10 protein-coding genes are annotated in these 12,952 nt (G+C 67.6%); 5 read left to right on the plus strand and 5 right to left on the minus strand.

The window, feature by feature from the left end:
* Positions 1–113: 113 nt before the first annotated feature.
* The 5 genes from gdhA to M1D55_RS07120 form a co-directional block, all read right to left on the minus strand.
* The gene (gdhA, locus tag M1D55_RS07100; RefSeq protein ID WP_023263455.1) at positions 114–1,457 is read right to left on the minus strand and encodes an NADP-specific glutamate dehydrogenase; all 1,344 of its coding nucleotides are present in this window, start codon (positions 1,455–1,457) and stop codon (positions 114–116) included.
* 124 nt (positions 1,458–1,581) lie between these two features.
* On the minus strand, positions 1,582–2,337 hold the full coding sequence (locus M1D55_RS07105) for a DeoR/GlpR family DNA-binding transcription regulator (RefSeq protein ID WP_064576944.1): 756 nt from the start codon (positions 2,335–2,337) through the stop codon (positions 1,582–1,584).
* Positions 2,338–2,700: 363 nt separating this feature from the next.
* Complete coding sequence (gene phnY, locus M1D55_RS07110; RefSeq protein ID WP_232204610.1) at positions 2,701–4,164, minus strand: phosphonoacetaldehyde dehydrogenase; 1,464 nt, start codon at positions 4,162–4,164, stop codon at positions 2,701–2,703.
* Between the two features lie 58 nt (positions 4,165–4,222).
* Positions 4,223–5,512 (minus strand): phosphonoacetate hydrolase, encoded by a 1,290-nt coding sequence (gene phnA / locus M1D55_RS07115; protein ID WP_456280499.1) that lies wholly within the window; start codon positions 5,510–5,512, stop codon positions 4,223–4,225.
* Between the two features lie 79 nt (positions 5,513–5,591).
* A complete protein-coding gene (locus tag M1D55_RS07120) occupies positions 5,592–6,326 on the minus strand; it encodes a phosphonate utilization associated transcriptional regulator (RefSeq protein ID WP_023263457.1) in 735 nt (244 codons plus the stop codon).
* Between the two features lie 313 nt (positions 6,327–6,639).
* On the opposite strand from M1D55_RS07120, the gene M1D55_RS07125 reads away from it, so the two are divergent.
* The 5 genes from M1D55_RS07125 to M1D55_RS07145 all read left to right on the plus strand — a co-directional run bounded on the left by M1D55_RS07125 (position 6,640) and on the right by M1D55_RS07145 (position 12,746).
* On the plus strand, positions 6,640–7,671 hold the full coding sequence (locus M1D55_RS07125) for a putative 2-aminoethylphosphonate ABC transporter substrate-binding protein (protein ID WP_052511247.1): 1,032 nt from the start codon (positions 6,640–6,642) through the stop codon (positions 7,669–7,671).
* 155 nt (positions 7,672–7,826) lie between these two features.
* Positions 7,827–8,936, plus strand: a complete 1,110-nt coding sequence (locus tag M1D55_RS07130; RefSeq protein WP_232204608.1) for a putative 2-aminoethylphosphonate ABC transporter ATP-binding protein — start codon at positions 7,827–7,829, stop codon at positions 8,934–8,936.
* A complete protein-coding gene (locus tag M1D55_RS07135) occupies positions 8,933–10,690 on the plus strand; it encodes a putative 2-aminoethylphosphonate ABC transporter permease subunit (protein WP_456280500.1) in 1,758 nt (585 codons plus the stop codon). The genes M1D55_RS07130 and M1D55_RS07135 overlap by 4 nt, the downstream gene beginning before the upstream one ends.
* Before the next feature lie 74 nt (positions 10,691–10,764).
* Entirely contained in the window at positions 10,765–11,898 is a 1,134-nt protein-coding gene (locus M1D55_RS07140) for a 2-aminoethylphosphonate--pyruvate transaminase (protein WP_456280501.1), read from the plus strand.
* On the plus strand, positions 11,895–12,746 hold the full coding sequence (locus tag M1D55_RS07145) for an EamA family transporter (protein ID WP_006576943.1): 852 nt from the start codon (positions 11,895–11,897) through the stop codon (positions 12,744–12,746). The genes M1D55_RS07140 and M1D55_RS07145 overlap by 4 nt, the downstream gene beginning before the upstream one ends.
* The last annotated feature ends 206 nt before the right edge of the window (positions 12,747–12,952 follow it).

Below are 12,952 nucleotides of genomic sequence, written 5' to 3' on the forward strand. Positions count from 1 at the left end.
GGCGCGGCGCCGGTGGCGCGTTCTTACACGGGCTTGCAGAATTGCCACGCCGCAAGCGGCGCGGCGGCAAGACGGGTAAGAAGCTACATCGCCGGCGCCGGCCGCCCCTGTCGTCAGATCACGCCCTGCGCCAGCATGGCGTCGGCCACCTTGACGAAACCGGCGATATTGGCGCCTTCGACATAGTTGACGTAGCCGTCGTCCTTGCGTCCGTGGTTGATGCAGTTCTGATGGATGTCCTTCATGATGAAGTGCAGCTTCGCGTCGACCTCGGCGTGATGCCACGACAGCCGCATCGCGTTCTGCGACATCTCCAGCCCCGACGTCGCGACACCGCCGGCATTGCTGGCCTTGCCCGGCGCGTACAGGATGCGCGCGGCCAGGAAATGGTCCACCGCCTCCAGCGTCGACGGCATGTTGGCGCCCTCGGCCACGCAGAACACGCCATTGGCCAGCAGCCGCCTGGCATCCTCGCCATCGAGCTCGTTCTGCGTCGCGCACGGCAGCGCGATATCGGCCGGCACATGCCACGGCGTGCGGCCGGCCTCGAAGCGCAGGCCCTCGCGCTCGGCGAAGTCCGACAGACGGCCCCGCTCCTCGTTCTTGAATTCCATCAGCGCGGCCAGCTGCTCGTCGTTCATGCCTTCCGGATAGTGCAGCACGCCGCCCGAATCGGACACCGTCAGCACCTTGGCGCCCAGTTCGATCGCCTTCTGCGCGGCGTATTGCGCGACGTTGCCGGAGCCGGAGATCAGCACGCGCTGGCCGTCGAAGTCGCGGCCGCTCCGGTGCAGCATCTCCTGCGCGAAATAGACGGTGCCGTAGCCGGTGGCCTCGGGACGCATCAGGCTGCCGCCGAAGGCCAGGCCCTTGCCGGTGAAGACGCAGGCGGACTGGTTCGACAGCTTCTTCATCATGCCGGCCATGAAGCCGACCTCGCGGCCGCCCACGCCGATATCGCCGGCCGGCACATCGGTGTCCGCGCCGAGATGGCGATACAGCTCGGTCATCAGCGCCTGGCAGAAGCGCATCACCTCGCCGTCCGACTTGCCCTTGGGATCGAAATCGGAACCGCCCTTGCCGCCGCCCATCGGCAGCGTCGTCAGCGCGTTCTTGAAGGTCTGCTCGAAGCCGAGGAACTTGAGCACCGACAGGTTGACGGTCGGATGGAAGCGCATGCCGCCCTTGTACGGGCCGATGGCCGAGCTGTGCTGCACGCGGAAGGCACGGTTGACCTGCACCTTGCCCTGGTCGTCGGTCCATGCCACGCGGAACTGGATCACGCGCTCGGGTTCGACCAGCCGTTCCAGCAGGGCCTGGTCGGCGTAGCGCGGGTTGCGCTCGACGAACGGCCACAGGGTCATCATCACTTCCTTGACCGCCTGCTGGAACTCGGGCTGGTCAGGATCGCGCCGGGCCACGCCGGCAAGGAAGGCATCGAGGGTCGGAAGGCTCACGGCTGTCTCTGTCGATTTTCTTGAGTCGGAGCGCGACTTTAGCACCGAAACGGTGAATTTCGACAGTCAAAAGTGTTATGACCCTGAGCGAAAAAATGCGCAGCCGTCCGTCCCGGGACCCGCTTCAGGCGATCAGCAGCGCCGGCCCGCGGCGCTTCAGGGCGTCGGCCAGCGGGGCCTCGGGGGCCATGTCGCTGATCAGATAGGCGGCCTTGTCGAAGTGCCTGACCTGCACGCCGGTATGGCGTCCGAACTTGGTATGGTCGGCCACCACGCAAGGCACGCTGGCCGACAGCAGCATCCGGCCGCGCAGCTCGGCCGCGGGCCGCGAATACTCGCTGACCTCGCCGTCGTTGCTGATGCCGCCGATGCCGATGAAGGCGAAGTCGGCGTGATAGCGCGACAGCTGCTCGACGGTGTCCCAGCCGTTGGTGGCGTCCTCGTTGTCCTGCAACTCGCCGCCGAGCACGACCACGCGGTTGCCGTTGCGGCGGCCGAGCAGCAGCGCGATCGACAGGTCGTTGGTATAGACCAGCAGGTTGTGGTGGCCCAGCAGCGCCTGCGCGACCGCATGCGTGGTGGTGCCGTAGTCGATGATCACCGAGGCGCCATCGGGCACCAGCTCGGCGGCCCGTACCCCGATCGCGCGCTTGCCTTCGGCGTTGACCGCCGCCCGCGTCTGCGTATCGGCCTCCGCGCGGTTCGGCGCCAGCGCCCCGCCATGGGTCAGCACCAGCAGGCCGCGCGCGGCCAGCGCATTGAGGTCGCGGCGAATGGTTTCGCGCGACACGTCGAGCTCGCCGACCAGCTGACTGATCTGCAGCGCGCCGCTGGCGGCAAGCTGGTCGAGGATGAATTTCTGCCGTTGTTCGGCCAGCACGGGCGCTCCGGGGCTTGTGGAAGGTGCGGGGATTTTAGCCGAGCGTTGTGACAGGCGGTGGTGGCAACGGCGCACGCCGCTTGCCCTCTCCCCCGCCCCTCTCCCGCGAGCGGGAGAGGGGAGAAAACCGCCGGGAGATCGATCGCGACACCTTACCCAACGCGATGCCTTACGTTCCGGCCGATTGTGCTCTCCCTCTCCCCCTCTCCCGCGAGCGGGAGAGGCGAGAAAACCGCTGGAAATCGATCGCGACGCCTTACCCGACGCGACGCCTTACGTTCCGGCCGATTGTTTTCTCCCTCTCCCCCTCAGGGGGAGAGGGCTGGGGAGAGGGGGTGGTTCCTTGCCGCCCGCCCCAGGCCCTCACCCCCACGGCATCGTGATCGACTTCAGGTTGGTGAAGCTCTTGATCGCCTCCTGCACCCCTTCCTTGTAGCCGAGCCCCGAGTCCTTGATGCCGCCGAACGGCGTCAGTTCGATGCGGTAGCCGGGCACCTCCCACAGATTGACCGTACCGACATGCAGCTCGTTGGCAAAGCGTGTGAAGTCCTCGATGCGGTTGGTGCAGATGCCCGACGACAAGCCGAAGGCCGTGCCGTTCGAGATGCGGATGGCCTCGTCGATGTCGCGGAACGTGATGATCGGCGAGACCGGGCCGAAGGTCTCCTCGCGCACCAGCGTCATCGCCGGATCGACGCGATCGACCACCGTCGGCGCATAGCGCGCGCCGTCGCGCTGGTTGCCGATCAGCAGCCGCGCGCCCTGCGCCACCGCCTCGTTGACGCGCGCCTCGAACAGCGCCGCGGCCTGGGCATCGATCACCGTGCCCATGTCGACGCCGCGGTCCATCGGGTCGCCGAATTTCCACGCCCGGGTCTTCTCGACCACCAGCTCGGTAAAGCGCGCGGCGACGGCCTGATGCACCAGCATGCGCTTGACCGCGGTACAGCGCTGGCCGGAGTTCTTGTACGAGCCCTGCACCGCGAGGTCGGAGGCGCGGTCGAGGTCGGCGTCGTCCATCACGATCAACGGATCGTTGCCGCCGAGCTCCAGCACCACGCGCTTGTAGCCGGCCTTGGCGGCGATGTATTTGCCGATCGCCACGCCGCCGGTGAAGGTGATCAGGTCCACTGCCGGATGCGTGATCAGCTCGTCCGCGATCTCTGCCGGATCGCCGGTCAGCACCTGCAGCATCTGCGGCGGCAAGCCGGCCTCGACCAGCAGATCGGCCAGGTAGTACGCGGACAGCGGCACCTTCTCGGACGGCTTGAGCACCATCCGGTTGTTGGTGGCGATCGACGGCGCGACCTTGTGCGCGACCTGGTTCATCGGATGGTTGAACGGCGTGATCGCGGTGATCACGCCCAGCAGCGGCTCGCGCTGCGTCATCACGCGGCGCTTCTTGCCGTGCGGTGTCAGGTCGCACGAGAACATCTGCCCGTCGTCGCGCAGCGCCTCGTTGGCGGCAAAGTTCAGCACGTCGGCGACGCGGCCAATCTCGTACAGCGAATCTTTCTTCGACAGGCCGGACTCGAGCGTGATCAGGTCCGAGGCCGGCTCGGTGCGCTCGCGCAGCAGCGCGGCGGCGCGATCGAGGATCGCGGCGCGCTCGTAGCGGGTCAGCGTCGAGCGATAGGCGCGCGCGACTGCGTAGGCGCGCCGCACGTCCTCGACGGTCGCCTTCGGCACCGTGCCGACCAGCGTGCCGTCGTAGGGATTGCGCACTTCGATGACGCGGTCGCGCACGACCTTCTCGCCGTCGATGCGCAGCGCCTCGGCGCGGAAGTGCGGGCTGACCTGGGCGGCGGGAAACTGTGGGGCGTTCATGTTCGGGGCTCCGTGGGTGCGGGCGGGATCGTTGCGACCCCGGCGAGATGCGGGCGGATCAATGCAGATGGTTGAGCGCGACGTCGAAGATGTCGAAATTGCGCAGCACCGCCTTGCCAGGAATGCCGGCGGTCGGGCGGTTGAACAGCAGCGGCACGGTCTGCTCCGACACGCCGCCGTGCGAGCGCAGCGGCGCGTCCAGCCCGCTCAGGTCGTGGCGGCTGCGGCTGGTTCCCAGCACCACATGCTTGCCGCTGATCACGACCAGATCGCCGACGCGATCGGGCGGCAGCTCGAAGCGCGCGCAGGCCTCGGCGTTGTCGAGCACGGCATCGACGCCCTCGATATCGCCTAGCTTGGCCTTCAACGCGGCGGCGGCGCCGGCGTCCGCATCGTCGGGCAGATAGACGGTCGCATACGAACCGAGCGCGCCGTGGTGCACGACATAGGGATCGGTGATCGGCAGGATCACGCGCGCGCCGCCCTGCTCCACGCCGCGGCCGAGCCAGGCATCGAGCCGGTCCTGCAGGAAGACCACGTTCGGCGCCTTGGTCCGGGCGTCGTGCTTGGCATTCATGCCGTGATCGGCGGTCAGCGCGACCACGCAGCCCAGCGCGTCGAGCCGGGCCAGATAGCGGTCCATCATCGCGTAGAAGGCGTTGGCGCCGTCCGACCCAGGCGCGAACTTGTGCTGGATATAGTCGGTCGTCGACAGATACATCAGGTCGGGGCGCCGCGTCTCCATCAGGCGCACGCCGGCGGCGAACACGAATTCGGACAGCTGGGCGCTGTAGACGCTGGGCACCGGCATGCCGACCAGTTCCAGCACATTGTCGATGCCGTTCTCTTCGACGCTCGCCTGGTCGGCCTTCTCCGACGAGAAACAGATGCCCCGCAGCCCATGGCCCAGCAGCCGGCGCAGCTTGTCCTTGGCGGTGACCACTGCGACGCTGGCGCCCGCCTCGGCGAAGGCCGCGAGGATGGTGCCGGCGCGCAGGTACTTCGGGTCGTTCATCATCACTTCCTCGCCGCGGCCGCCATTGCCCGTGCGATCGAAGAAGTAGTTGCCGCAGATGCCGTGCACCGACGGCGGCGCGCCGCAGACGATCGACAGGTTGTTCGGATTGGTGAAGGTCGGCACCACGCAGGCGCCGCGGAACGCCGCGCCCTCGGCCAGCAGCCGCTTCAGATACGGCGCGCTGCCGCTGGCGGCGGCCGCTTCCAGATAGTCGAACTCGCAGCCGTCGACGCAGACCACGACGACGGGCTGCTGCATCCATCGGTAGGTGCGCTGGTTGACGGTCACGGCGGGCTTGCCGGGCGAGGAGTCGGAGCGAGGGGCGGGCATGTCGGTGGTCCTGGACGGAGGAAGCGTAAGGGTCGGACGACGCCCGGCAGGGACCGGGCGCCGCCAGCCGGTGATCAATTCAGGCGGAGCCTGCAGGCGTGTCGGCCGGCGCCGCCGTGTCGGCTCCGGCCTGGCCCTGCACCGCCGCGTGCAGCCGGGCGCGGCCGCGTTCGACGTGTTCGCGCATCAGCCGGCCGGCAAGCTCCGGATCGCGCGACGCGATCGCCGAGACGATGTCGCGATGCTCCCGGGTCGAGGCCGGCATCGCGGTCGGCGCGGCGGACAGCGCCTCGCGGCGATACAGCGTCAATTCCTTGACCAGGCGTCGATAGGTCTCGAGCAGCTTGCCATTGCCGGCCAGCTCGACCATGCGATCGTGGAAGGCGAAGTTCAGCCGGGCATAGTCGTCGAGGTCGCGCGCCGCGCTGGCGGCGCCCAGCGCCTCGATCATCGCGCGCAGCTCACGCAGCGCTTCGGGCGTGATGCGCTGCGCCAGCTGCCGGCCGACGTATTCGTCCAGCACGGCACGCAACGCATAGATTTCGTCGGCCTCCTGCAGCGACACCGAGCGCACGAACACGCCGCGGTTCTTTTCGGTACGCAGCAGCCCGGCTTGCTCCAGCGCGCGAAAGGCCTCGCGCACCGGGCCGCGCGACACGTTGAGCTCGCTGGCCAGCTCGATCTCGTTGAGCTTGTCGCCCGGGGCGAGCTCGCCCGCGGTGATGCGCCGCTCCAGCTCCCGCTGCACCAGCGAGGTCAGCGACTGGCTCTGCAGGATCTCGATTTCGCTGGACAGCGGCGCTTGGCGGGACATGAACACTCCTGACTTGCTGGGATGGCGTTGCACGCGGCGCAGGGCGTTTCAGCGGTCCGCCAAGACCGGCCGGCGTGCGTGCATTTGCTGGTTGCGATTAAAGCAAGCGGTTTGTATATTGTCAACAAACCAAGACGCCGCGGAGCGCTGGATCGGAGAAAAAAGCGCGGCTCCGTATGGGCATATGTCTTGCAAGTGTTGCTACACAAGGGTTTCTCGGTGATTCAAGGTGGTGCATGGCTTCGTGTGGCACTGCACGTAATTCACCAAATTGACACAACATGGCACATACAATGCCACAAGGAGCCCCACAATGAGAACCGCCATGACACTTGCCAAGCAAGCCCTCGCCGCCACGGCCGCCCTTGTTCTGACCGGCGCCGCGTTCGCGCAGAAGACCACGCTGACCGTCTACACCGCCTGGGAAATCGAGACGCTGAAGCCCTACGCCGAGGGCTTCGCCAAGGTCGCCCCCGATATCGAACTGAAGTACGTGCGCGACTCGACCGGCGTGATCACCGCCAAGGCGCTCGCCGAAAAGGCCAACCCGCAGGCCGACGTGATCGCCGGCCTCGCCGCCTCGAGCCTGGAGTTGCTCAAGCAGGAAGGCATGCTCCAGCCCTATACGCCGAAGGGCTTCGAACGGCTGACGCGCGACTACAGCGACAAGGCGACGCCGCCCTCGTGGGTCGGCCTCGACGTCTGGGGCGCGACGGTGTGCTTCAACACCATCGAAGCGAAGAAGCGCAACCTGCCCAGGCCCGAGACCTGGCGCGATCTGGCCAAGCCGATCTACAAGGGCATGATCGTGATGCCCAACCCGGTCTCCTCTGGCACCGGCTTTCTCGACGTGACCGCGTGGCTGCAGCTGTTCGGCGAGCAGGAAGGCTGGAAGTACATGGATGCGCTGCACGAGAACATCGCCCAGTACACCCATTCCGGCTCGAAGCCGTGCAAGCAGGCCGGCGCCGGCGAATTTCCGATCGGCATCTCGTTCGAGTTGCGCGCGCACAAGACCAAGGCCGCCGGCGCGCCGATCGACATCATCTTCCCGCGCGAAGGACTGGGCTACGACATCGAGGCCGCGGCCATCGTCAAGGGCACCAGAAAGCAGGAGGCCGCGCAGCGCTATCTGGACTGGCTGGCCAGCAAGGAAGCCAACGAGCTGTTCGCGCGCGACTGGGCGATCGTGGCCTACCCCGGCGTGGCCCGCAAGATCGACACGATTCCGGCCGGCTACGAAAAGATGCTGGTCAAGAACGACTTCGGCTACATCGCGAAGAACCGCGAGCGCGTGCTGACCGAATGGCAGAAGCGCTACAGCGCCAAGGCCGAAAAGCAGTAAGCAGCGTCCGGTCCTCCGGCGCTCGTCGTCCCCGCGAAAGCGGGGACCCAGCGACTCTCGGAGACGCTGGATGCCCGCCTGCGCGGGAACGACGCAAAGCACGCGCTCATCGCGAGCCGCCACCGCCCGCAACCGACCCGATGGAGCCCACATCCATGTCCACGTCCCCCAGCAGGCACGATAGCTATCTGAGCCTGAAAGGCATCCACAAGCGGTTCGGCGGTGCCGACGGCTTCACCGCGCTGCGACATGTCGACCTCGACGTGCGCGAGGGCGAGCTGCTGTGTTTCCTCGGCCCGTCCGGCTGCGGCAAGACCACGCTGCTGCGGATCATCGCCGGCCTCGAATCGCAGACCGCCGGCACCATCATGCAGGCGGGGCGTGATATCTCGACGCTGCCGCCGATGGAGCGCGACTACGGCATCGTGTTCCAGTCGTATGCGCTGTTCCCCAACCTGACGGTCGCGGACAACGTCGCCTACGGGCTGGTCAACCGGCGCATGCGGCGCGAGCAGCGGCGTGCGCGCGTGGCCGAACTGCTGACCCTGGTCGGCCTGCCCGAGCGCGGCGCGCAATATCCCGGCCAGCTGTCGGGCGGGCAGCAGCAGCGCGTGGCGATCGCGCGGGCGCTGGCGACCTCGCCCGGCCTGCTGCTGCTCGACGAGCCGCTGTCCGCGCTCGACGCGCGCGTGCGGGTGCGGCTACGCAGCGAGATTCGCGCGCTGCAGCAGCGGCTGAACATCACCACGATCCTGGTCACGCACGACCAGGAGGAAGCGCTGTCGATGGCGGACCGCATCGTCGTGATGAACCACGGCGCGATCGAGCAGATCGGCACGCCGGCGCAGATCTACCAGCGCCCGGCCACGCCGTTCGCGGCGGACTTCGTCGGCAAGACCAATATGCTGCCCGCGACGGTAGACAGCGACGGCCATCTGCGGCTGGGCGAACGGCGCCTGCAATGCATCGCGCCGCCGGGCTGCTGTACCGATGACACCGTGCAGGTCTTCTTCCGGCCGGAGGATGTCTGCGTGCGCGGCTGCGACCAGCAGGGCGAAAACGTGCTCGACGCCACCGTCGACAAGATCGAGTTTCTCGGCGCGTTCTCGCGGCTGACGCTGAAGCTGGCCGACGGTGGCGCCACCGCGGCGCCGCTCTATGCCGACCTGTCGCTCAACGACATGCACGAACTGCGTCCCAGCGCCGGCGATCCGCTGCGCCTGGCCATTCCCGCCGACCGCCTGCGAGTGTTCCGCCAGCCATGAGCCTGCTCCTGTCGAAGGCGCCCGCGCCGCCTGTCACGCCGCTATCTCCCGCTTTCGCGCCCGCCACCGTCCTCGGCACGGTCCGTACGCACTGGACCGACCGCATCGCGCACGCGCTGTTGTGCGCCGCCGCGCTGGCGCTGCTGTGCTTCGTGCTGGCGCCGATCGTGATGATCCTCGCCAGGAGCGTGCAGAACCGCGACGGCACGCTGGCCGGCATCGCGCATCTCCGCGCATACCTGGCCACGCCGGCGCTGTGGCACTCGGTCTGGAACAGCGTCTGGGTATCGGCGCTGGCCACCGCCATCACGGTGCCGCTGGCCTTTACCTTCGCCTATGCGCTGACGCGCAGCCGCATCGGCGCCAAGGGCCTGCTGCGCAATCTCGCGCTGATTCCGCTGCTGGCACCGTCGCTGCTGGCCGCGATCTCGTTCATCTTCTGGTTCGGCAACCAGGGACTGCTCAAGCCCTATATGGGCGGCGTGCAGATCTACGGGCCGCTCGGCGTGGTCGGCGCGCTGGTGTTCGCCACCTTCCCGCATGCGCTGATGATCCTGATCACGGCGCTGTCGCTGACCGATGCCAGGCTGTACGAAGCGGCCGATGCGCTGGGCACGTCGACCGTCCGCAAGTTCCTCACGATCACGATCCCCGCCGCGCGCTATGGCCTGATCAGTGCCTCGATGGTGGTATTCACCTATGCGATCTCCGACTTCGGCATCCCGAAGGTGATCGGCGGCAACTTCCCCATGCTGGCCACCGACATCTACAAGCTGGTGATCGGCATGCAGGACTTCTCGCAGGGCGCGGTGGTCGCGCTGATGCTGCTGGTGCCGGTGCTGATCACCTACTGCATCGACGCGCGGGTGCAGCGCCGCCAGATGGCACAGATGTCGGCCCGCTCGGTGCCCTACGTGCCGCGTCGCAGCCGCCGTTTCGATGCCGCGATGGCGACGTTCTGCTGGATGGTCGCCGCGCTGATGGTTGCCGTGATGGGCATGGCGGTCTACGCGTCGTTCGTCAAGCTGTGGCCCTATGACTTCTCGCTGTCGCTGAACCACTACCGGCTCGGACTGGTGGAAGGCGGCGTCGTCGCTTCGTACTTCAACAGCCTGAAGCTGGCGCTGGCCTGCGCGCTGGTCGGTCCGGTCTTCATCTTCACCACCGCCTATCTGCTGGAGAAGACCCGTGGCCTGCAGTGGCTGCGCGGCTTCGTGCGGCTGATGGCGGTGCTGCCAATGGGCGTGCCGGGGCTGGTGCTTGGGCTGGGCTACATCTTCTTCTTCGTGCCGGCCGCCAATCCGCTCCATGTCCTGTACCAGACGCTGGGCATGCTGGTGCTGGTGACGATCGTCCATTACTACGCGTCGTGCCATCTGACCGCGGTGACGGCGCTCAAGCAGCTCGACGGCGAGTTCGAGGCCGTCTCCGCCTCGCTGAAGGTGCCGTTCTACACCACCTTCCTGCGCGTGACCGTGCCGGCCTGCCTGCCCGCGATCGTCGAGATCTCGCGCTACCTGTTCATCAACGCGATGACCACCGTGTCGGCGGTGGTGTTCCTGTACGGCGCCGATACCAAGCTGGCTTCGGTCGAGATCGTCAACCTCGACGAATCGGGCGATATCGGCCCGGCCGCGGCGATGGCGACGCTGGTCGTGCTGACCTGCGCCGCCGCCTGCCTGGCGTACCACGGCCTGCAGCGCTGGCTCGAGCGCCGCACACAGGCATGGCGCGGCGCCGGTGATCGCGACTGAGCCCTCGGCGGCAAACCACGACAAACGATGACAAACGATTCCCGCTCCGCCACACCCTGCCAGGAGATTCGACCATGATTCGCGGCAACGACCCCATTCTGCTGACGCCCGGCCCTCTGACCACCTCGCTCGCGACCAAGCAAGCCATGCTGCGCGACTGGGGGTCGTGGGACGCCGCCTTCAACGCCATCACCGGCAGCCTGTGCGAGGATCTGATTCGCATCGTGCACGGCGAAGGCACCCACGTCTGCGTGCCGATGCAGGGCAGCGGCACGTTTTCCGTCGAAGCGGCGATTGCGAACGTGGTGCCGCGCGACGGCAAGGTGCTGGTGCCGCAGAACGGGGCCTATTGCCAGCGCATCCTGAAGATCTGCAAGGCGATCGGCCGCGCCGCGGTCGAACTGGCCATCCCGGAGGACCAGCCCGCCAGCGCGGCGGCCATCGAGGCCGCGCTGGCCGCCGACCCGTCGATCACCCATGTGGCGCAGGTCCATTGCGAGACCGGCGCCGGCGTGCTCAATCCCCTGCCCGAGATCGCGCAGCTGTGCGCGCGGCTCGGCAAGGGCCTGATTGTCGATGCGATGAGTTCGTTCGGCGCGATCGACATCGATGCGCGGACGATGCCGTTCGACGCGCTGGTGGCGGCCACCGGCAAATGCATCGAGGGCGTGCCCGGCATGGGCTTCGTGCTGGTCAGGAAGGACGTGCTGGAGGCCAGCCAGGGCAACAGCCATTCGCTGGCGCTCGATCTGTACGACCAGTACGCCTATATGCAGAAGACCACGCAGTGGCGTTTCACGCCGCCCACGCACGTGGTGGCCGCCTTCCGGGCGGCGCTGGACCAGTATCTGGCCGAGGGCGGGCAGGCTGTGCGTGGCGACCGCTATCGCCGCAACTGCGCCGCGCTGGTCGATGGCATGCGCGAACTGGGCTTCCGCCCCTTCCTGCGTCCCGAGGTACAGGCGCCGATCATCGTGACGTTCCACGCGCCGGACAACCCGCGCTACGACTTCAAGACCTTCTATGCGAAGGTACGAGAGCGCGGCTATATCCTCTATCCGGGCAAGCTGACGCAGGTCGAGACCTTCCGCGTCGGCTGCATCGGGGCGATCGACGACAACGAAATGCGCAACGTGGTGTCGGCGATCGGGCTGACGCTGCAGGAGATGGGCATCGACATGGCGGCGCAGCTGGCCAAGGCGGCATGACCCTTCCCGCCGACTTCCACTGGATGGCGTTCGTCGCGGTGATGCTGTCCGCGGTGATGCACGCCTCCTGGAATGCGATCGTCAAGATCGGCGGCGACCGCCTGTCGTCGATGGCGCTGATCGACACGTTCTGCCTGCTGGCGGCGCTGCCCTTCCTGCTGCTGGTGCCGCTGCCCGCGCCGGCGGTCTGGCCCTTCCTGCTGGCGACGGTCTGCCTGGAGGTCGTCTACAAGCTGTCGCTGGTGGCCGCCTACAACCGCGGCGACTTCAGCCAGGCCTATCCGCTGATGCGGGGCTGCGCGCCGATGATGGTCGCGCTGCTGCTGCTCGCGATGGGCAGCGAGCGGCTCGGCCCCGGCGGCTACGCCGGCATCGCGCTGATCTGCTGCGGGCTGGTCAGCCTGGTGCGGTGGCGCACGCAATCGCCGCAGTTGATGGGGTTCGCGCTGCTGGCCGGCGCGTGCCTGGCGGGAGGCACCGTGATCGACGGCACCGCGGTCAAGCGCCACGGGCAGGTGTTCTCGTACATCGTCTGGCTGCAGACGCTGTCGCATCTGTTCATGCCGGGCTATGCGGCGGTCCGGCGCGGCCGCACGCTGCTGACGCTGCTGCGCACCGAGTGGAAGCGCGCGTGGATCGGCGGCATCAACCGGGTCGGCTCGTATGCGCTGATGCTGTGGGCGATGACGCTGGCGCCGGTCGCCAAGCTGGCCGCGCTGCGCGAATCGAGCGTGATCTTCGCCGCGCTGCTGGGCTACTTCCTGCTGCGCGAGCCGTTCGACCGGCGGCGGCTACTGGCGACCGCGCTGGTGCTGGCGGGGATCGTGACGTTGCAGCTGGCGAGGTAGGACGTGGGGAATGGGGACGCTGCTGCCCTCTCCCCTACCCCTCTCCCGCAAGCGGGAGAGCGGAGCAAACCAGCGGCTTGACTTGGCTGCCGCCCTCTCCCCAACCCCTCTCCCGCAAGCGGGAGAGCGGAGCAAGCCGGTGGCGGGACGTGACTGCTGCGTGCGACTCGGCTGCTCTCTCCCGGGAGAGAGCAGCGAACTGGTGG

Source organism: Cupriavidus sp. JZ107, from assembly GCF_053903255.1.